This window comes from Bacteroides sp. GM023 (assembly GCF_014750685.1).
Lineage (GTDB): Bacteria > Bacteroidota > Bacteroidia > Bacteroidales > Bacteroidaceae > Bacteroides.
This window is the reverse complement of record NZ_JAAXGE010000003.1, coordinates 569,230-590,556: the sequence shown is the minus strand read 5'-3', so window position 1 is coordinate 590,556 and position 21,327 is coordinate 569,230. Positions and strand designations below refer to the sequence as shown.

Below are 21,327 nucleotides of genomic sequence, written 5' to 3'. Positions count from 1 at the left end.
AGTTATTCAAAATATGCAGCATTTTTGAAAGCCGCGCCCTCTCTGTCCTTGGAAGACAATACCATCTGCGAATCAGTCAGCGGCCAATCTATTCCCAATGTTTCATCATTATATAAAATAGAAGCTTCTGCCTGTGGAGTATACTTGTTGTCTACCTTATACGTAAAGATGGCTTCTTCGCTTAATACAGCAAAACCATGTGCAAAACCGCGTGGAATAAAAAACTGTCTCTTATTCTCCTCGCTAAGCAATACGCACACATGTTTTCCGAATGTGGGTGATGATTTACGCAAATCAACGGCAACGTCCAGCACTTCACCTTTAATGACGCGAACCAATTTAGCCTGACTATATTCACCTTTCTGATAATGCAATCCGCGCAATACGCCAAAAGAAGATTTCGACTCATTATCCTGTATAAAATTTACAGGTCCGATATTGGCTTCAAACTCTTCTTGCTTAAAGGCTTCCATAAAATAGCCACGTTCGTCGGAGAACACTTTCGGCTCTATCAGCCACACTCCGTCTATTTCCGTCTGTATATAGTTCATCGTTAATAGTAATAAATAAAACGATGCAAAAGTAGTGAATTTTTCGTAGTTTTCTGGGATATATTCAATTTATCTCTTAATTTTGCAGACATGATTGAATTGGCACAACATATAGAGGTTTTACTACTGGAAAACGATTGCGTTATCGTTCCGGGATTTGGTGGATTTGTAGCGCATTACGCTCCTGCAACTCATGTAAAAGAAGAGAATCTTTTTTTACCACCTACCCGCACAATTGGCTTTAATCCTCAATTAAAGCTGAATGACGGAGTATTAGTACAATCTTATATGTCAGCTTACGATACGAGTTTTGCTGATGCCAACCGCATCGTAGAAAAGGAAGTAAGCGAGTTTATCGGGCTTCTTCATGAGGAAGGTAAAGCGCATTTGGAGAATATAGGTGAGATTCATTATAACATTTATGGGAATTATGAATTTATCCCTTATGATTATAAGATAACGACTCCTTCACTCTATGGCTTGGACTCTTTTGAAATGCACGAACTATCCACGTTGCAGCAGAGAGAAAAGGTATTAGTACCTGCCAATTTGGAAAAAGAGAAGAAAACTTATGAAATCAGCATCAATCGTGCATTCCTTCGTAATGCAGCCGCCATGATTGCCGCTATCGTATTGTTCTTTGCTTTTTCAACTCCGGTAGAGAATACCGATGTTCAGAAAAACAATTATGCACAGTTATTACCTGGCGAACTTTTTGAGCAAATAGAGAAGCAATCGGTTGCAGTAACTCCTGTTTACGTAAAGAACAATGTTGCGCAACAAACAAAGAAGACTTCTGCTTCAGTCAAAACTTCATCCACTCCAAAACTGACAGTGGATAAAGCGCAGACATCAAGACCTATTGCTGTAAAAGAAGTAAAAGTTGCCAAACAAGAAGCTGCCCCCGCTCCTGTATCTGTCAAGGCACAAGCGAATGTGAATCATCCTTATCATATTATAGTAGCAGGCGGAATTAGTCTTAAAGATGCGGAAACTATGGCAAATCAATTGAATTCAAAAGGATTTGCAGAAGCAAAAGCACTGAACACAGACGGTAAAGTACGTGTCAGCATCCGTTCATTCGCAAATCGTGAAGAAGCTACCAAACAGCTATTGGAGCTTAGAAAAAATGAAACCTACAAGAATGCCTGGTTACTGGCTAAATAAAAAATCCCCTTATTAAAAGCATGAAACGAGTTCTTTGTCCCAAATGTGAGAATTATCTTTATTTTGATGAAACCAAATATAGTGAAGGCCAATCACTTGTATTTGAATGTGAACATTGTGGCAAACAATTCAGCATCCGGCTTGGGAAAAGCAAAGTAAAAGCCCTTAGAAACGAAGAAAATCTGGAAGAGGAAGCCGAAGCACACAAGGAAGAGTTCGGATATATCACAGTAATCGAAAATGTCTTTGGATTCAAACAAATACTTCCATTACAAGAAGGAGATAATGTCATAGGACGCCGTTGCGTAGGAACCAATATTAATACTCCTATCGAAAGTGGCGATATGAGTATGGATCGCCGTCACTGCATCATCAATATAAAACGCAATAAACAAGGAAAACTTGTTTATACATTACGCGATGCTCCCAGCCTGACAGGAACATTTCTTATGAATGAAATTCTTGGGGATAAAGATCGTATTCGTATTGAAGACGGAGCTATTGTGACTATTGGGGCTACTACGTTTATTTTACATGCGGCTGAATAGCACCCTAATCTTATTATACTTGAATATTTTGCAGTTATTTAGAATAAGAAATTGCGAAAAAAGATGAGTGGGTAAAATTGTTTTATTATCTTCGCAATGAATTCTCAATGGGATTAAAATAACATAGCAATAATGATTGAACATTTATATTTAAACAACTTTACCTGCTTTGATGATTCTGTCTTTGATTTCTGCAAAGGCATCAATGTTCTTATAGGCCGTAACGGAACCGGGAAAACCCACATATTAAAATGTTTGGCAGCATCTATGAAAGCCAATGCATTGTTTAACCAATCAACATCAAAAACCAAAGACAAGTTCGGAGATTTGTTATCAGAGAAGTTAATCGGTTATTTCAAACCTGATACTTTGGGACATTTGGTTAATAAATACGGATCGGGAGCTACTTCGGTAAAAGTAAAGCTGACTGCGGGAGATATTGCTTATAATTTCGGAGAAAGGGCATCCTTAGTAAAGACCGATAATAATGTATATATCGAGCAGCCACACTTCATTTATATTCCCCCAAGAGAAATGTTTTCGTTATTTGAAGGATTCATTAGCCTATACGAACGGAGAGAGATTTCTTTTGATGAAACCTATTTGGATTTAGCCAAAGCAATGGATATCTCCCCATTGAAAAACGAAGCATTAAAAGAGGCCAAAGACATACTAGCTCCTATATTGGCAAAATGGAATATAGATGTAATGCGAAAAGGAAATCGTTTTTATGTTCTTGATGACAGCCAAGAATACGAAGCTCATCTAGTAGCAGAAGGATTAAGAAAAGTGGCTACTATCCTGTACCTGTGTATCAACGGTGAACTAAGGCCGGGTAGTATCCTATTTTGGGATGAGCCAGAGTCAAATATGAATCCGAACCTAATCTCAATTATTGTTGATTTATTAATGGAACTAGCACGAAAGCATGGAGTCCAGATTTTTTTGTCAACACATGATTATCTATTATCACATAAGTTATCGATGATGGCAGAATATGCTGCGGAAACTAGTCCGGCAATGCGCTTCTTTAGTTTGTATAAAAATGGGCATCAAGTAGAAGCAGAAGTTGCTGATCAGTTAGTAAATATAGCCCATAATCCTATTTTGGAAGAATATTCGGCTTTTTATGATTTGGAGAACGAATATATAAAGAGGCACAATGAAAGAATTTAAGGAGAGTGGTCTTATTTTCAGATTTGATGATAGATGGGAAGTTTACCAACTGGATGAGGAAGCTGATTATCGCCAAAAGATATGCAAACAAATACCTGAAACCCGGTGTATAGACTTTATTGGATTTAATGAAGCAGATAAAATCTTATTATTTATTGAAGTCAAAGGTTTTAGAGGATACGGCGATAAAAAGAATGTGCAGCGATTAACCGGAGAGAAAGACGACATTACGGTAGAGATTGCTCAAAAAGTGAAAGATTCTTTAGCTACAATCATTGGCGGTGCACGAAATTCAACAAATCTACCAGATGTATGGAAGAACCATGTGGAACACCTTATTGAAAATGGCAACTTGAAGGTAATTGCATGGGTGGAATTAGATGTTTCAACCGAAAATTTACTGCGACGGGCCAAAACCAATATGTCCACCAAACGAAAAGAATTACGAAAGCGATTGACTTGGCTCACTTCCGATGTGGATATTCTCAATACACGCGCTTATAATAATGAGTTGGAAGGAATAAAAGTGAACCTTGAATAGACATAAATTCATCAGCAATATAAAGATTTCTAAAGCACTGCCTACAATTTTCTGGACAGTGCCAATCTCTAAAATGGCAGCCTGACAGATGTATTTCTGATGAATGAATTTATAGCTTATTTTGATACTCTCGCATAAATTCATCAGCTATATAGAGATTACCATAGAGATAAAGCCCCGTTTCCTTGTCATGTAAGTCTGCACAAGTTTTGCTTTCATAAAACAATTGCAATGCTCTGACTGGAGCTATTTCCAAGCGCTTTGAAAGTTCGGCAGCAATGATACCGATACGATTACTTAATATTATCTCTTGAATTTCAAGAGACTTTACAGGGTCACTTTGCCAATTCTGTTCCATCATAGGTAAGGTATTTATCCGTAATATCTTGGTTTAACAAACAAATCTGATTATTTGGTTGGTGTTGAGCAAGACGCTGTAATGCCACATCAGCACTCATCAAACCAGACATATATAAATTTATCGTATCAATTACTCGGTCATTCGCAACACCTCCCTCTATATAATCATAATTTGCCGCAGGATTCAGTCCACGACGACTGGCTACAATAAATTCCAACCATTCCGAATCGTAAGCTTTGAACACCTTACAACGAGCCTTTTCCAAAACAAGTTCTCTATCAAGTTGGTAAATATTAATAATAGCTTGGGTATTGCGTCGCTTAGCCGTTGCAATAGCCCAACGACAAGCCGGCTCTTTGATGTCTGTAACATAGAATCCACGACCAAAATCAAGATTCTCCCTTCCTAAACGACAAATAGGTGCATCAACTCGTTCCGTTCCTCCATGATATACAGTTATTTTCATTGTTTTGCCTCCCAAGTTGTCAGACATTCTATCATATTATCAGTCACATGCTCGCGACTCTCAGTATGTAATACATCATAGCAAGGTAATATGTAATTCTCAATCATGCCTACACGCTTCATGCGGGTAAAAACTTCTTGATATGATTTACCTAATCGGCGTGCCGTACTTTCAATGCAGGACGCTACAAATGCTAATGTCACTTCTGTATGTGATAATTCAATCAAATTTTCCATATTAATCCTATATAAAACCAATTTGAGCTAATTACAAAGTTAATGAATATATCTGGAAACAGATAAAGTTTAATCTTCTTTTTATTGTTTTTGAATCATCTGCTTCTTAGAGAAAGAGATATTGTCAATTCAAATAGATAGGAAAAAAGGATAGAAATTACATTTATTAGCAATATTACTATCCCTATTGTTCTAATATCCTAATACTTTTCAATCATGCTTCTTCAAAATATTAGCATCATGCACCACACCCGTTTCTTCATCTACTATTTCTTTTCCAAGAGTTATATTACCTGAAGGAGAGACATAGCATTTTCTATAATAACGTCCTCCTTGAGGGTAATATCCAATGTTATCCACTTCAATGACACCATTGGAATTAATTTTTAGGTCTATTCCTGCCCCGATATAAAACAATGTATGTGGATTATTTAAGTTATATAAATAATAAGTGATACATGTCGCTGACTCAAGAGAATGAATAAGAAATCCATCACTATTTCCAAGCATCTGTATTTTAGTTAAATCTTCCAAAGGAGCTTTTGTTATCTTACCATCTCGCTTTATACTAAAAATAGTTTCTTGACTTCTGAAAAGCATCCTTTCCGTTTGAGTTCTCAAATCATAATACCATAGAGACGATTGTCCCATATCAAAATCATCATAATTAGGCTCTTTATCTTGTCTTATATACAACACATAATGCCTAGACGATGAATAAGCACCAATTTCTGCATTTATATAGGGTAATCTAGCTTTTAATCGCTCCAAGTTCTTCATATAATTTTGAGCAAATATCTGACCAGAAAACAGAATCAGCCCAAATAGGACAACGCATCTAACTTTTGTCATAGTCATATCAATTGAATTATTTTCGAAATTATTTAATCATAAGCAAAGTAACTAAACAAAAAGAAAGTAATCTTTTACTTTTCTTATTCATTGACTCTCTCCCAATTTTGAGCGGCTGTTTCAGCAGCAATAGCTTCAGCAGCAGCAATAGAATCTGCTATTCTAATTGAATCAGCCGTGTTACGAAAGCGCTTTTCAGCACTAAGATTATAATTACTTCTAGTTCCGTAATTCTGACCTTTTATTTTTTGCCAAAAATCATCACTAATCCAATAATTCGGACTTGTATATTCTACCAGAATCTTATCATTATCATCTTTATAAACCATGGCTCGTGCCTTATTATCAAATTGGAATAAAATCGGAGAACCTTCTCCCTTCTTTTCCACCTTGAATCCCAAGTGAATAAAAACTTTTTCTATTGCATTGATCATGTTTACATATTTTTTATTAGCCTTTCCTTTTCCAGTAATATATATATTAATACTTGTAACCGTTTGTTTATTGTTAAAGTTGTATCCTTTTATTTCTTCATCATAGAATCCCCAACCGTAATTAACTCTTTCTTTAATAGGTGTAACAACTTCTTCTGGAAATCGGCTGGCGACTACCAAATTAAAATATTTAGTATCTTTCTCGTAAAGGATATAACTGTAACCCCTATAATCCTCTTTAGAATATTTTTCATCTTTATTATTATACACCACTCCTGGAGTATCTGAAAAAGAAATTCCATCAGCTCCAGTCATACTAATATTTAACTCCTTACGCAACACTCCTTCATAATCCAAATAATCAGACTCTATCTGTTCTTCTGGTGCCCGATAATATCGAATAAAAGAATACTCTTTTTTATTAATTTCTTTTCCTCTCTTATCTATTAGTACATAATAATCATGACTTTTGGCATAAGCGTATTTTCCATTATAGAAAGGCATTATCTCATCGCATTCAAAATCACAAAGAATTTCACCATTATAATCTATGATTCCCCATTTATCTTTATCCATCACACAGGCAAATTCTGAATTATAAAAGTTTACGCTTTGATACTTCGCCCGTATTAACACCTCTCCTTTTTTATTTATAAAACCCCAATATTCTCCTTCCTTAACAGGAGCTACATCACCTTCAAAAGCATCTATTATATCGAACCTAGAGGAAGGTTTTATCACTTTCTCACCTTTATTATCCAAACATCCGGGCTCATCTTTATCTTTCGTATAAAACACAAGCATGCCACTATGATAAGGTTGAAAGATAGACAGTTGAGAAGTATTTATATCAAACAATTTCTTTCCTTTACGGTCAATGGCAAAAACCTTTTCATCCTTATCCCTAACCAGTGCCATCTTTTCTTGAAAAATAGAAGCACCCGCATATTGCGGTTTGATCACGACTTTGCCTTTAGTATCTACATATCCAAACAAGTCATCTTCCGTTTGAAAAACCGCTAATCCATCCGAGAAATTTGTAATTTTCATCACTGCTTTATTCTCATATTTATCGAAAGTACAAACTGTTTTTCCATCTTTATCAATAAATGAAATAGGCTGATCTTCCTCTACTACAGGAGTAACATCTTCTACAAATGGGTGTATAGATACATACTCCTTTCCTATCTTTTTAGGTTTTTCTTCTAAAGTATAACACTCGTACAACCCTTCATTGTTTTTCACAAAAAATCTATCATTCATTATAGCGACAGGTTCTTCCTGAAATTCATTTTCAAACAAAACCTTGCCCTCTTGGTCGATTATCCCCCAACGGTCTTTTACATCTGTTTTAAACGCTAGATAAGACACTTTTTCCTCTTTATGGCCACACGCTGACAGCAGAAAAATAGCCATACACAATAAAAACAATTTTCTCATAATAGTATATATTAAAATTAATTGCATTCAGTCAAGTCAAAGGCTAAGGATTTTCTCAATCATGCCTACACGCTTCATGCGGACAAAAACTTCTTGATATGATTTACCTAATCGGCATGCCGTACTTTCAATGCAGGACGCTACAAATACTAATATCACTTCAGTATACGATAATTCAATCAGATTTTCCATATTAATCTTGTATAAAACCAACTTAAGTTAACTCCTATCCTTATATATCGTTTGTACAATCTAGAAACCACGAAGAGCAGAAGCACATCCTTCTACACAACCATTGATAAAGGCTATAATAAAAAGGAAAATAATTATTGGTATTATAATAGCTATAGCTGTACCAGTCAGACAGCCACCTGCTGCCATTCCTGCTCCACCGACTATCCCTTTGGCAACTTCTTTTTCCATACTGCTTTGAGGTTTTTGCAGCCTTGAGGTATCCAGGTTTACATTTACTGTAACGTTCGGTGAAGTATTAGCTTGATTTACAATTTCGTGAGGTTTGATTTCCTCCGGTTTATTCACACCAAATGTAGTTCCACAATACATACATCTATATGTATCATTTCCACGGTCATTAAATTTATTACCACCACATTTGGGGCATTTAATTTCTTCCTGCATAATTATAATGATGATTTAATTGTTTGTATATAGTTTTTAAGGTGGCTTATCTTTAGTGTAATACATGATTGAAATTCACTAGTCTCCTCTTCCGTTGCTACTTTTTGAAATAAGTCATGAATTTCATTCAGTTCTCTTGTCAGTTCATTAGCGATATCTGAATGTTTATCAAGTTTATTGGATGGAATCATAGATATCTTGTCAAGTACTATTTTAAATGACTGCAATGTCTTGTCTTTCCAGTCAGAGTTTATATTTTCCAGTCCATTCCTAGTTTCGATCCAATAACTATCGATTGCTATAGAAAATATTTTTTTATTTTCTATAGTACTTTGAATATTCTTTGCCTGCTTTTCGGCAACTTCACTAGCTATTATAATGATTGCTCCATTTATAACAAATAATATAGTGATAATTATCAATAAGCCAATATACAGAATTTTCAGATTACCATCTTGCTTCATTAATAGACTGCATCCAGTTGTCCATAGAAATATCACAATAGCAAATAGGTTTAGAGATATGGATAATGAGGCATTTTTGATAGTTAACAGCTTTCCACTTGATAATATCGGAATATTAGCCAATAAGATTATTTCCGCAAAACAAGCTATCCCGACATTGATATAAAAGAGCGCGTTCTGCTCTTCAAATAGTAATATGTATACGACAATAGTACATACAATTGTCAGTAATATTGTAGCAATGAGTATAATTTTATTTCTCATAATAACTTTGTTTTTAATTGGTGTTCCTGCTATTTAGAATGTTGGTGGTGGGGGAGGTGGAGTCATCAGAGATAGAATTTTAGATATATCAGGATCTTCACTCGCTAGTATCCATGTTTGACTACCAACTTTACATATATATGTGGTAGCTGTTACTTCTTTATGCTGTATCATACTTTGGATAATATCGCTACCATATGCTCCCGTAATCTGACCATTTTTTGCTACATAATAAGATGATAATTGTGGTACATCTCTGGTTGGTACTGAGGTCAGACCACTTTGTTTTATTGAGTTTTCTACCACTTCTCCAAGATTATTTCCAACTCCTAATCCCATACCTATTCCCATAAAATTTCCAGCTCCTTCATTTCCTGCTGCTGCCTGAGCGATATCCAGTTGTTTCTGCTGTAAATAGTTGACTCCAAGTTTACTTAATCTTGCTTGCTCAGCTATTCCATCCATAACAGTCTGGTATCCTTTATCTTTTTCGTCAAAAGATATATCTTCAATATTAAAATTAAGTATTTCTACTCCGTATTCATCAAAAGTAATCTGCAAATTCTTTGCTATATCTTTTGCCAATTCTCTATATTCTGTTCCTAGTTCATTGATATTAACTTTGTTCTCCTTCATATACTTTGCAATAGAAACCTTTACCGATTCTGCTATATCTATACGGAATTGGTCCTCTATTAACGATATATCACAGAATCCAATTGTTCCGATAAGTTTCTTTAAGAATATCCCTCCATCAGAGATACGAATTCCATATTGTCCTCTAGTGGATAATTTAATTGGTATCTGGAAGTATGGATCAATAATGCGTAATCCACCAATTCCCCAAAGCAAATTTCTTTTATCCAACTTACTAACAAACCAAATTTCTGTAATAAAAGTAGTTTCACCTCCACTAGCTAAGTTTACAAGTTTCTGTAATAACGGTAGATTGGCAGAAGATAAGGTATACCTACCAGAAGTAAATGAGTCACAAAGAGTTCCATTTTTAAAGAAAAAAGCTTCTTGACTTTCGTTTACAGTTAATATATTGCCGAAAGCAATATTGTTGAAAGGAAATTTGTAAACCAATTCCTTTGAGTTGTCTTGTTCCCAATGAATAGATTTAATTATTGACATAATTACTCCTCCTATATGCCTATAAGTCTCCTAAATCAGCAATGATTATTAATTTATTGGATACAAGAAAGGCGTGAGACTTGTCTGCCAGTTCATCGAAACTGAGGCATCGCCAAACGCCTATTCTAGTATGAACGAGAAGAAACAATACTCTCACGCCATTTTGATATATGGATACAGCATAGGCTATAAGAACATATACAAAACAGAATGAGCGTCATATTGCCTCTGCCCACTAGAATAAAATTTGGCGAATTTCAGTTTCGGGACAAAGCAAAAACGCTTTCTTATGTCTGCTAAAACACATATTGTGTTTTAACAATTGCAAAGATAGGTTTTTTCTTCAATATGGCGCTCTAATGAGAGTATTATTTCTTCAAAAATGGTTCTTTAAGAGAAATGAAAAGCATATATTATAAGAGTAATTTTGTCATAATAAGTAGAATTAATTTCACTACCACAAATCCAATAGCAGTTATATAAAACAATAAAAAAAGTGTGGAGTTATTAGTCTATCTATACAGGAGGCTCTGGTAAGCCCAAGACATAAATAAACAATACCCCACACTCATAAAGTATATGTAATGAAATTACACATATCAATACAAGTGATGAGTGTGCCATCCTTATGTCTTTTGAAATTTACCAGATTTCCTGTATAAGGATAAAAGCTAAACACTTTCATCAAATAATCACGATGTTGAACGACGTACATCGTTACAGCGCCACAAAGATAAAAATTATTTCTCATTAATGATATCTTTAGAGAAGTTGATAATATAAAAATTAAACTCCGGTTTTCATTCCTTTAAATGGAAAGACAATAGGAAGCAGCGAAGTGAATTAAAAGTCTGTATCGAGTAGCCGTTTACCTATATGCAATTATTACCAAACCTCTACGGCTAATAGAAAATTCATCGTTGGGCAACGGTGAATTCATCATTGGGCAACCACAAATTCGCCGTTGCCCAACGGCGATTTAAACCATATCTACCCAAAAAGTAAAAAAAAGGGAAAGCTCCCGAAAGAACTCCCCTACGCCAAAGTAACTTATAGTAAAATCAAGCTGCCGGATCCGGCGTTTCTCCCGAATCACCTCCTCCATCAGGATTTTCACTATTGCCATTATTACTACCTGTCACATTATCCCCGAACAACTCTATGCTTGCCGAGCCAAGCATTTCCTTGAACGCACTTCCCGGAGTAAAGACTATCTTCTTCCTAATAATAGTATTGGCGTTCACATCTTCCATTTTGTCTTGACTTTCCGCATTGATAGCCGGACGGAATGAACCGAACTCCCCTAGCTTCACAGAAAATCCTTCTTCGATAAAGGATACCATAGTATCCTGCACTCCTTTCAGCACCACATCCACCATCGCACGATGAATACCAGTTCGCTGATTTACCTCGTCACACAACTTACTATAGTTGATGCTTCCCACTAATACGTTTGCTGCAACGTACTTTTCCACTTTGTTTTCTTTATCGAAGCACAAAGTGATCTGCTTCTTTTTATAACGAATTGCCATAATCTTCAGATATTAAATTTTACAATAAAAGGAAATCACACATTTGACTTCACAACAAAGGTATCAGTATCATTCGAGATTTCCTAATGGGCAAATTATGGAAAAAGGTTGTTTTATTCTTAGTTTATTTACAAATATCAAGCACAATACATAAAGAGAAAATTCCAGTTAAATAAACAATGTACATAACTTATAATCAAAGAGTTAAATATTATATTAAAAAGAAATTATGCGATATTTAAAAATCAAATGGCCTACTAAGGATTTGAAGCTTTAAAAAACGCGGAAAGTAAGAAAATCAAGATTAAGAAAAATAAAAAATGCAGAAACTGAGAACTTTCACTTTTAAGAATCATTAACCGACCGTTTTAAATAAGTAAACAAAAAGGGCGTCTTGATAGTCATATCTACTATCAAAACGCCCTCTATTTATCAACTTAGATTATATAACCTTATGTCTTACAGAATACCTTTCACAGTCTCCAACATACCTTTTTCCTGAATTGAATCCAAATCCGCTTTCACTGCTTCTGTCAGTCCCGGAATCTTATTAAGATCTTCTTCCCAAATAAATTCAGCACCTAAGACGCCTTCCGCAACCTTCTTTGTACAGCCAGTAGCCCAAAGGTCTTTCAGCAAGTTCATGATTTCAGGAGCATCGTTCGGTACAATTTCAGCACCATCGGCACGTACACCACCTTTATAATAAGTTATGATAGCAGCCAAACCGAGTACTAATCCCTTAGGAAGCTCACCTTTGCGTTCCAGATAAGTTTTCAATCCCGGAAGATCACGAGTTTCATATTTCGGGAATGAGTTCAGCATAATGCTTGTAACTGCATGGTCTACGAACGGATTATTGAAACGTTCCAATACGTCGTTAGCAAATTTCTCTAATTCATCTTTCGGCAAATTCAATGTTTCCATCAGTTCGTCAAACATCACTTTGTGGATATATTTACCGATTACTTCGTGCTGACAAGCATCACGAACAATATTCACTCCGGACAGATAAGCAACCGGAGAAAGAACAGTGTGCGGGCCATTCAACAGAGTCACCTTACGTTCATGGTAAGGAGCTTCAGAAGGAACAAACAATACATTCAAACCTGCCTTATCAGCCGGGAATTCTTTGGCAATTTCCTGCGGAGCTTCGATTACCCACAGATGGAAAATTTCAGCCTGAACAACCAAGTTATCATCATATTGCAATTTTTCCTTGATAGCAGCGATATCCTTGCGCGGGAATCCCGGAACGATACGGTCTACCAATGTTGCATATACGCCACAAGCTTCTTCAAACCAAGTTTTGAATTCATTGCCCAGGTTCCACAATTCAATATACTGATAAATCGTTTCTTTCAGTTTGTGGCCGTTCAGGAAAATAAGTTCGCAAGGGAAGATAATCAAACCTTTCGTTTTGTCACCGTTGAATGTTTTAAAACGATGATACAGCAATTGAGTCAATTTACCCGGATATGATGAAGCAGGAGCATCATCAAGCTTGCAAGTCGGATCAAAAGCGATTCCGGCTTCTGTAGTATTCGAAATAACGAAACGCATTTCCGGTTGTTCTGCCAACTTCATGAACTCATCATTTTGAGTATACGGGTTTAACGAACGACTGATTACATCAATCATTGTCAAGCTGTTAACCGCTTCTCCTTTATCCAATCCTTGAAGATTGACATGATAAAGATCATCTTGTGCATTCAGCATATCGACCATGCCTTTATCAATAGGTTGAACCACTACAACACTGCTGTTAAAGTCTGTTTTTTGGTTCATGTTATAAATAATCCAATCTACAAAAGCGCGTAAAAAGTTACCTTCGCCAAATTGAATAATACGCTCCGGACGTTGTACCTTAGGAGCAGTTTCTTTGTTTAATGCTTTCATGTTAGTTGTAATTTATAAAGTTGATATTATACAAATTCAAAATAAAAATCAATATTCTCCTTAATCAGAATGTCGATAGGCATATATTTTACAGGCTCAGTATGCTTCTTAAACACGACATAATCGCACAGAGCTTTCACTCCGCAATATCCTTGCAATCCGGGACGCTGTCCGATTAAATAATGTACATCACCCGATTTTAGCAACTCTACGTTCGCTTTCAGAAGGTCATATCCTATCAATCCCTTCATGCTACGGCCTGCGTGACGGAGATATTCTCCCAACTGATATACCCTGGAGTTAAACACCACACCGAGCACAGCCTTCGGATGCGCCTGAAAAAACTCGTCCAGTGTCTGCTGATTGTTTTCCTGATTGGATTTATTCAGTATCACTTCATGGATCGCCAAGTTATCATACTCTTCGGTAATATAATTCATAAAACCTTCCAAGCGGCGTTGCATCTGTATTTCAGCAGGATTATCCTTATTATTACTTAAAAACAGAACCAGCTCCTGCCCTTCTCCTACCGAATAATTACGCATCAATATTTTAGCCGCGATATATCCACTTTTATATGAATCTTGCCCGATATATGTCAATGCATCCACCTCTTCCATATTGAAATCGACAAAGGCATAAGCTATCTTATTCTCTTGCAGATAAGCTGTCAATGACAGTGTTTCTTCCCTAAAATTCGGAGCAATCAATACGGCATCCACATTACTTTCTTTAATAGAACGGCAGGCTTCCTGATAACTTTGCTCATCACCATGATGATAGCATAGATAATCCACGCTCACATTGAATGGACGCAACTCTTGCCGGGCACGTTCAATACCACCTACTACCGAGTGCCAGTAATCATGTTCTATATAATGAGGAATCAGACAAATGAAAGAGTATTTCTTTTTAGCAGCCAATCCGATAGCAAATACATTAGGCTGATAATGAATCTCATCCAGCACCTTTTGTACTTTAGCTTTGCTTTTGGGAGATACGTCACCGCGATTGTGCAATACCCTGTCAACCGTTCCGGCAGAAACACCGGCCATGCGGGCTATGTCTTTAATGGTATAGTTCTGGTCCTCCATAGTGCTAAAACTTAAATATTATAAATAATCGCTGCAAATATACGAATTATTTTGTTACTCCAAGTAAATTTTCTATTTTTGTGTTCGATAACGGTTAATAAAACTAAAACGAGATTTACACCTATTAGCTTTAAAATCAATACTATATAGGTATAAATACAGAAAGTAATAATTTTATATACTTAAAACACAGTAATAATGAAGAACTTCATGGACGAAAACTTTTTGTTGCAGACAGAAACTGCACAAAAGTTGTATCACGAGCATGCGGCTAAAATGCCGATCATCGACTATCACTGTCATTTAATCCCACAAATGGTAGCTGACGACTACAAGTTTAAATCACTAACAGAAATCTGGCTGGGTGGTGACCACTACAAATGGCGTGCAATGCGTACAAATGGCGTAGACGAACGCTTCTGTACAGGTAAAGATACCACAGACTGGGAAAAATTTGAGAAATGGGCTGAAACAGTTCCTTATACGTTCCGCAACCCGTTATACCACTGGACTCATCTTGAATTAAAGACAGCATTCGGTATCAATAAGATATTAAATCCGCAAACAGCACGTGAGATTTACGACGAATGTAACGAGAAGTTGGCTCAACCTGAATATTCTGCTCGCGGAATGATGCGTCGTTACCATGTAGAAGCAGTATGTACTACAGATGATCCTATCGATTCACTGGAATACCACATCAAAACACGTGAAAGCGGATTTGAAGTAAAGATGTTGCCGACTTGGCGTCCGGATAAAGCAATGGCGGTAGAAGTTCCTGCCGATTTCCGTGCTTACGTAGAAAAACTTGCAGAAGTAAGTGGTGTTACTACCTCCAACTTTGATGATATGATTGCTGCATTACGCAAACGCCATGACTTCTTCGCAGAACAAGGATGCCGCTTGTCTGACCATGGTATCGAAGAATTCTACGCAGAAGACTATACAGATGCAGAAATCAAAGCTATATTTAATAAGGTATATGGTGGCGCAGAGCTGACAAAAGAAGAAATTCTGAAGTTCAAATCAGCTATGCTCGTGATTTTCGGAGAGATGGATTGGGAAAAAGGATGGACGCAGCAGTTCCACTATGGAGCTATCCGCAACAACAACACTAAGATGTTTAAACTGTTAGGCGCCGACACCGGCTTTGACTCTATCGGTGAATTTACAACTGCTAAAGCAATGGCTAAATTCCTCGACCGTCTGAACACCAACGGCAAATTGACTAAAACAATCCTCTATAATCTGAATCCATGTGCAAATGAAGTAATCGCTACTATGTTAGGCAACTTCCAGGATGGTTCCGTAGCAGGGAAAATCCAATTCGGTTCTGGATGGTGGTTCCTGGATCAAAAAGACGGCATGGAAAAACAAATGAACGCTTTGTCCGTACTCGGTCTTTTAAGCCGCTTTGTAGGTATGTTGACAGATTCTCGCTCATTCCTCTCCTATCCTCGTCACGAATACTTCCGTCGTACGTTATGTAACCTGGTAGGACGTGATGTAGAGAACGGAGAAATCCCGGCGTCTGAAATGGAACGCGTTAATCAGATGATTGAAGATATCAGCTATAACAACGCAAAGAACTTCTTCAAGTTCTAATATATCGTAGTTAAAATACAAATGCCGCTGTTTGAGTTTCAATTCAAGCAGCGGCATTTTATTTTATCTCATTCCTCAAGATTTCTCAGAATTTAGGTATGTTTCCATGCTCCAAAAGCCTTCAATTAATAGAAAGACTTATATAAATAAAAAAAGAAGCAACATCTGTTACTTCTTCTATTCGTACACCCTCAGGGATTCGAACCCTGGACCCACTGATTAAGAGTCAGTTGCTCTACCAACTGAGCTAAGAGTGCAACATTAAATTTACGTTGCAACTTCGGAATTTGTACACCCTCAGGGATTCGAACCCTGGACCCACTGATTAAGAGTCAGTTGCTCTACCAACTGAGCTAAGAGTGCTTATTTCCTCGTTTGCGGTTGCAAAAGTAGGTCTTTTATTTTATTTGACCAAACAATAATGCAGCTTTTTTACTATCTTTTTTTCGCTTTTATTCGAACACATAAAGCTCGGAAGGCGTATTTCGCTTTAAAGCAAGTAGTTGCACATCTTTGCCAACAATTACCCCTTTGTTCTTTAATTTCCATTCTACTGTTTTAAAAGCCAACTCCGGATGATTATTGTCTTTGCTCAAGTGGCATAACCAAATATATCGCAAGTGTTCCGTGATATTTTCCGCTAGAAACTCGGCAGTATCGGAGTTACTCATATGTCCGGTCTTACTTGTGATCCGCTCTTTCAAATATTGAGGATAAGGACCCATTTTGAGCATTTCTTCGTCATAATTAGCTTCGAGAATCAAATAGTGAGCCTTACTAATATAATGAGCTGCTGTAGGCGTAATTTCCCCAAGGTCGGTTAAGAAAGAAAATACTTTGCCATCTATTTCGATACAGTACCCTACATTATCCGTACCGTCATGCGGGACTTCAAAAGATTCAATACGGAAATCCTCTAAAATCATAGGTTCCTGTTTTTCCAGATAACGAACCGATGAACTAAGTTTCTCCGTCATACAATAACTTCGATTGATTCCTGCATGAATACGTGCTGTTGTATAGACCGGAATGTTTAACTTCTCACCCAAATGGCCTACGGCTTTGATATGATCCGCATGATCGTGTGTAATAAATACGGCACGGATACTATCCATCAAGATATTGAAATCCTTCAGTGTCTTTTTTATAGTACGAATACCAATTCCAGCATCTATCAGTATTCCATAGGTTTCAGTGCCCAGATAATAACAGTTCCCGCTACTGCCACTCGCCAAGCTTATAAATTTTACTTTCATGTTTTATCTTCTTTATTAAAAAATAAAAATGCCGTCAACTTTTACAGCAAAGTGACGGCAAATATACGTAAAAAAGAAGAGAATTACTGATTAGCCTTCTTCTTTTTGTCGATGGATTCGGTGATTTTTGCAAATAATAGCAGCGCTATAGCGGCAATCAGACCAATTGCAGCAAAGTAATACCATATATAATGGGCATTTCCGCTGGCTGCCTCCCATGCTGCACGCGTCTCGAACAAAGCAGGATCCGGACAATATTTAGTCAGCAGGATTCCTGCCAACCCAAAACCGAAAATAGACGAAAGGAAAGAATGTAAATGACTAAACCCTAAATACATCCCTTCTTCTCCTTTAGGAGCCTGCAAAGAGAAATATTCCAGATAACGCGGCGAGATGAAACACTCGGCAAGTGCCTGCACAACAATACCCGCAACCATCATCAATGTGATATTGCTCATACCTGAAATCAAGTCGTTGCCAAGCAAATTGCCACATGCCATCAATAAAGCCGAAATAGGAATCAGAAACATTCCCACATTCATTGAAGTGATAGCACTGCGTTTTGCCATCCAACGTGTGATAAAACTAACACAACATACCACCACAAAAGGATTCACATTGGCAATCCATCCCGGTTTTGCCGTTTCGCCGGCCATACGGATCACATACTTGGGCATCGTAGCATAAAGTTGCTGTTGCACCATCCAGAAACCTGTGACAATCAATATAAGAATCAGCAAACGCCAATTCGTTATAATTCTCATAAATCCCTGCCCAATCTCATGAAGGCTTTTCCCTTCTCCTGCCGTATGAGTAGATTTATAAAGAAAAATAACGGCAAGCAAAGCAATAAGAGTCATGGCACCGGAAAAATAATTGATGTAGATATACGCCTGTTCACCAATTACATTCCGCAAAGGATCAATAATTGTTTTGCCGGTGAAGGCACCTATATTTACCATCATATAAAAAATAGAATAACCACGGGCACGGGTGGCTTCTGTTGTTTCTTTGGCTACGGAGGCGGAAATAATAGATTTAATGAAAGAACCACCTACCATAAGAATAAATAAGACAGGCACAATCAGCCAACGGGAACTGCTATCGGGCAAGCCGTTAAATTGTGTCGTCGCACCATAATTCACCAGCCCGGCCGCTTCTAATAGAGTAGGCAAAACTCCTAATCCCAAATATCCGATAGATAATAAGGAAAATGCTATAATCATTGATTTCCGAAAACCAATCTTGTCGGCATAAGCCCCGGAAAAAATAGGAAGCAGGTATAATCCACCGGAAAATAGACCGGAAATCATACTTGCTTCAAAATCGTTAAAACCTAAAATAGAGGATAGATAAATCGTGAGAACGATAAAAACGGCATAATATGCCATACGTTCAAACAGTTCGACTGTGTTGCTAACCCAAAAAGCTCTCGTAAAGCCTTTGGCAGCACGCTGAGGGGAATTGTTCATGTATCGATAATTTTTATTAAAATGTTAATTTGGAACAAAGATACGTTTTTTTGGCTTACTGTCCGTATCTTTGTGTAAAATTAGGTATTAAAAAGAACTATGATTATAGCTGTTGATTTTGACGGAACGATTGTAGAACATCGTTACCCGCGTATTGGTGAAGAAATTCCATTCGCAGTTGATACACTGAAGTTGTTGCAACAAGAAAAGCATCGTTTAATATTATGGAGTGTGCGTGAAGGCTCACTTCTGGACGAAGCTGTCGAATGGTGCAAGGCCAGAGGTTTAGAGTTTTACGCAGTGAATAAGGATTATCCTGAAGAACAAAAAGACCATCAGGGTTTCTCCCGTAAACTGAAAGCCGATATGTTCATCGACGACCGGAACCTGGGCGGCTTGCCGGATTGGGGAGTCATTTATGAAATGATAAAGAATAAAAAAACTTTTGCAGATATATATAGTCAAAATGACGATGAAGAAAAAACACCGATGAAAAAGAAAAAAAGATGGCTGCCTTTCTAATATTCCGGCAAAGGTGAATCATTATATAGTCATGCACTCTTATCCAGCAGGATGAGAGTGCATTTCTTTATTATAAACAGGACATTAAAAACATTCATCGTATTCCCATTACGACTCCTTGTTTTCCCATTTCTCCCGAAACTCCCATAATTGCTCAATAATGGGATGGAAAGTTGAATTTTCCCAGTTCCTGGCAATCATCGCCACCAAAGACTCCAAATACTGTTTACCATCAATAATTGTAGTACATTTATTAAGCTGATATTTTTCAGTCGGATAATTTTTAGTTTCAATCATCTTTTTTGCCCAGTCCAGCAACTCCTGAACAGAATCATTGTCATAAGTATGTTGTGCCATATATCTTTTATATTTTTCGACAAAGATACAAAGTTTATTTATTCACGAACAAGGTTATTTATTTCTTTTCAATATCAAACGTGTCTATTTTTTATAATCTTCAAAGAACAAAATCAAGATTTTTTATGTTTATATAAACAGAGATGAACTTAAAAATAGAACAACTTATGATTTATAATCTTTTATTTCCGACAAAGCCCAATACGACAAAAGCTTCTTTGCTTTTATTGGCAGTCCGAATTATCTTCGGAATATTATTAATGAATCACGGTATACAAAAATGGAGTAATTTTCAAGAGCTGTCGACAGCCTTTCCCGACCCATTGGGAATAGGAAGTCCTATCTCTCTCGGATTAGCTATTTTTGGCGAGCTCGTGTGTTCAATGGCATTTATCGTTGGCTTCCTGTATCGGTTGGCAATGATTCCAATGATTTTCACCATGATTGTAGCATTCTTTATAGTTCACGCAAATGATGTATTTGCAGTTAAAGAAATGGCTTTCATCTACTTAGTCGTATTTATCATCATGTACATTGCCGGCCCCGGTAAGTTCTCAATTGACCATATAATCGGCTACGAATTGGAACGGCGAAAATCTAAATCTTATAAAAAATAGAAATAATAACCCTGATTAATTAAAAAATATTATATTTGCATACATTTAAAAGAGAATATATAAACATTTTTTATTAATCAAAAACATTTTGACATGAAAAGAGGGAAACTGTCTTTAGTCGCAGTAGTACTTAGCGGCAGTCTATTATTCAGTTCTTGTGTAGGTTCATTTGGTTTATTCAATCGTTTATCTTCCTGGAACCAGTCTGTTGGAAACAAATTTGTAAACGAACTTGTATTTTTGGCTTTCAACATCATTCCGGTTTATGGAGTAGCTTATCTGGCTGATGCTTTAGTTATCAACTCTATCGAATTCTGGAGTGGCTCCAATCCGATGGCTAATGTAGGTGACGTGAAGAAAGTAAAAGGAGAAAACGGCAACTACATGGTAAAAACACTTGAGAATGGTTATTCTATCACTAAAGAAGGTGAAACTGCTTCCATGGATCTGATTTACAACAAAGAAGCCAATACTTGGAATGTTGTAGCAAACGGTGAAAGCACAGAATTAATTAAGATGAACAATGACGGCACAGCTGATCTGTTCTTACCAAACGGCGAAAAGATGAATGTTACATTGGATGCCCAAGGTATGATGGCAGCCCGTCAGGCTACAACAAGCAACCTTATGTTTGCAGCCCGTTAAACAATCAAAAGAAAACAAATATGAAGGAGATGGAACCTGTTCAGGTGAGTTT

At 36.9% G+C, this 21,327-nt stretch carries 23 protein-coding genes and 2 tRNA genes; 8 read left to right on the top strand and 17 right to left on the bottom strand.

Translation table 11 applies throughout. The features are described 5' to 3' along the window. Positions 1-2: 2 nt before the first annotated feature. Positions 3-551: a dTDP-4-dehydrorhamnose 3,5-epimerase gene (rfbC, locus tag HC965_RS09065; RefSeq protein ID WP_191031186.1), complete on the bottom strand. Its 549-nt coding sequence runs from the start codon at positions 549-551 to the stop codon at positions 3-5. A 90-nt stretch (positions 552-641) separates the two neighbouring features. On the opposite strand from rfbC, the gene HC965_RS09060 reads away from it, so the two are divergent. From HC965_RS09060 to HC965_RS09045, 4 genes are all read left to right on the top strand, one after another. Beyond that, complete coding sequence (locus HC965_RS09060) at positions 642-1,718, top strand: SPOR domain-containing protein (RefSeq protein ID WP_191031185.1); 1,077 nt, start codon at positions 642-644, stop codon at positions 1,716-1,718. 20 nt (positions 1,719-1,738) lie between these two features. After that, entirely contained in the window at positions 1,739-2,266 is a 528-nt protein-coding gene (locus tag HC965_RS09055; protein WP_167965109.1) for an FHA domain-containing protein, read from the top strand. Between the two features lie 132 nt (positions 2,267-2,398). Then, on the top strand, positions 2,399-3,442 hold the full coding sequence (locus HC965_RS09050) for an ATP-binding protein (protein ID WP_191031184.1): 1,044 nt from the start codon (positions 2,399-2,401) through the stop codon (positions 3,440-3,442). Beyond that, positions 3,429-3,983 (top strand): hypothetical protein, encoded by a 555-nt coding sequence (locus HC965_RS09045; protein WP_191031183.1) that lies wholly within the window; start codon positions 3,429-3,431, stop codon positions 3,981-3,983. Before HC965_RS09050 ends, HC965_RS09045 begins: the two co-directional genes overlap by 14 nt. A 109-nt stretch (positions 3,984-4,092) precedes the next feature. Here HC965_RS09045 and HC965_RS09040 read toward each other — a convergent pair whose 3' ends face one another. The 11 genes from HC965_RS09040 to HC965_RS08990 all read right to left on the bottom strand — a co-directional run bounded on the left by HC965_RS09040 (position 4,093) and on the right by HC965_RS08990 (position 14,801). Then, on the bottom strand, positions 4,093-4,344 hold the full coding sequence (locus HC965_RS09040; protein WP_191031182.1) for a hypothetical protein: 252 nt from the start codon (positions 4,342-4,344) through the stop codon (positions 4,093-4,095). Beyond that, the gene (locus tag HC965_RS09035) at positions 4,319-4,837 is read right to left on the bottom strand and encodes a DUF3990 domain-containing protein (RefSeq protein WP_191031181.1); all 519 of its coding nucleotides are present in this window, start codon (positions 4,835-4,837) and stop codon (positions 4,319-4,321) included. The genes HC965_RS09040 and HC965_RS09035 overlap by 26 nt, the downstream gene beginning before the upstream one ends. Continuing rightward, entirely contained in the window at positions 4,807-5,046 is a 240-nt protein-coding gene (locus HC965_RS09030; RefSeq protein WP_191031180.1) for a DUF3791 domain-containing protein, read from the bottom strand. Before HC965_RS09030 ends, HC965_RS09035 begins: the two co-directional genes overlap by 31 nt. 210 nt (positions 5,047-5,256) lie before the next feature. Next, positions 5,257-5,904 (bottom strand): hypothetical protein, encoded by a 648-nt coding sequence (locus HC965_RS09025; RefSeq protein WP_191031179.1) that lies wholly within the window; start codon positions 5,902-5,904, stop codon positions 5,257-5,259. 77 nt (positions 5,905-5,981) lie between these two features. Beyond that, positions 5,982-7,772, bottom strand: coding sequence for a WG repeat-containing protein (locus HC965_RS09020; protein WP_191031178.1), 1,791 nt, complete (start codon positions 7,770-7,772; stop codon positions 5,982-5,984). Between the two features lie 252 nt (positions 7,773-8,024). After that, positions 8,025-8,411, bottom strand: a complete 387-nt coding sequence (locus HC965_RS09015) for a hypothetical protein (RefSeq protein ID WP_191031177.1) — start codon at positions 8,409-8,411, stop codon at positions 8,025-8,027. A 2-nt stretch (positions 8,412-8,413) separates the two neighbouring features. Further along, on the bottom strand, positions 8,414-9,139 hold the full coding sequence (locus tag HC965_RS09010; protein ID WP_191031176.1) for a hypothetical protein: 726 nt from the start codon (positions 9,137-9,139) through the stop codon (positions 8,414-8,416). A gap of 33 nt (positions 9,140-9,172) precedes the next feature. Continuing rightward, on the bottom strand, positions 9,173-10,276 hold the full coding sequence (locus tag HC965_RS09005) for an SPFH domain-containing protein (RefSeq protein ID WP_191031175.1): 1,104 nt from the start codon (positions 10,274-10,276) through the stop codon (positions 9,173-9,175). A 1,061-nt stretch (positions 10,277-11,337) separates the two neighbouring features. Further along, entirely contained in the window at positions 11,338-11,808 is a 471-nt protein-coding gene (locus HC965_RS09000) for an HU family DNA-binding protein (protein WP_191031174.1), read from the bottom strand. Between the two features lie 459 nt (positions 11,809-12,267). Beyond that, positions 12,268-13,707: a tagaturonate reductase gene (locus HC965_RS08995; RefSeq protein WP_191031173.1), complete on the bottom strand. Its 1,440-nt coding sequence runs from the start codon at positions 13,705-13,707 to the stop codon at positions 12,268-12,270. A gap of 26 nt (positions 13,708-13,733) precedes the next feature. Next, a complete protein-coding gene (locus tag HC965_RS08990) occupies positions 13,734-14,801 on the bottom strand; it encodes a substrate-binding domain-containing protein (RefSeq protein ID WP_191031172.1) in 1,068 nt (355 codons plus the stop codon). 198 nt (positions 14,802-14,999) lie between these two features. On the opposite strand from HC965_RS08990, the gene uxaC reads away from it, so the two are divergent. Continuing rightward, positions 15,000-16,406 (top strand): glucuronate isomerase, encoded by a 1,407-nt coding sequence (uxaC, locus tag HC965_RS08985; protein ID WP_191031171.1) that lies wholly within the window; start codon positions 15,000-15,002, stop codon positions 16,404-16,406. Between the two features lie 184 nt (positions 16,407-16,590). Here uxaC and HC965_RS08980 read toward each other — a convergent pair. The 4 genes from HC965_RS08980 to HC965_RS08965 all read right to left on the bottom strand — a co-directional run bounded on the left by HC965_RS08980 (position 16,591) and on the right by HC965_RS08965 (position 19,134). Beyond that, positions 16,591-16,663 (bottom strand) — tRNA-Lys (locus HC965_RS08980). Positions 16,664-16,696: 33 nt separating this feature from the next. Then, positions 16,697-16,769 (bottom strand) — tRNA-Lys (locus tag HC965_RS08975). Between the two features lie 89 nt (positions 16,770-16,858). Next, a complete protein-coding gene (locus tag HC965_RS08970; RefSeq protein ID WP_191031170.1) occupies positions 16,859-17,662 on the bottom strand; it encodes an MBL fold metallo-hydrolase in 804 nt (267 codons plus the stop codon). An 83-nt stretch (positions 17,663-17,745) separates the two neighbouring features. Further along, positions 17,746-19,134: a peptide MFS transporter gene (locus HC965_RS08965; RefSeq protein ID WP_191031169.1), complete on the bottom strand. Its 1,389-nt coding sequence runs from the start codon at positions 19,132-19,134 to the stop codon at positions 17,746-17,748. A 99-nt stretch (positions 19,135-19,233) separates the two neighbouring features. On the opposite strand from HC965_RS08965, the gene HC965_RS08960 reads away from it, so the two are divergent. Further along, positions 19,234-19,656 carry a BT0820 family HAD-type phosphatase gene (locus tag HC965_RS08960; RefSeq protein WP_191031168.1) on the top strand — a complete coding sequence of 141 codons (423 nt, stop codon included), beginning with the start codon at positions 19,234-19,236 and terminating at the stop codon, positions 19,654-19,656. A 108-nt stretch (positions 19,657-19,764) separates the two neighbouring features. On the opposite strand, the gene HC965_RS08955 is transcribed toward HC965_RS08960, so the two are convergent. Then, positions 19,765-20,013, bottom strand: a complete 249-nt coding sequence (locus tag HC965_RS08955) for a hypothetical protein (protein WP_191031167.1) — start codon at positions 20,011-20,013, stop codon at positions 19,765-19,767. Positions 20,014-20,180: 167 nt separating this feature from the next. Between HC965_RS08955 and HC965_RS08950 the strand changes: the two genes are divergently transcribed. Together HC965_RS08950 and HC965_RS08945 are read left to right on the top strand one after the other, a co-directional pair. Then, entirely contained in the window at positions 20,181-20,630 is a 450-nt protein-coding gene (locus tag HC965_RS08950; RefSeq protein ID WP_167967245.1) for a DoxX family protein, read from the top strand. Between the two features lie 93 nt (positions 20,631-20,723). Further along, on the top strand, positions 20,724-21,275 hold the full coding sequence (locus HC965_RS08945) for a DUF3332 domain-containing protein (protein ID WP_022138802.1): 552 nt from the start codon (positions 20,724-20,726) through the stop codon (positions 21,273-21,275). The last annotated feature ends 52 nt before the right edge of the window (positions 21,276-21,327 follow it).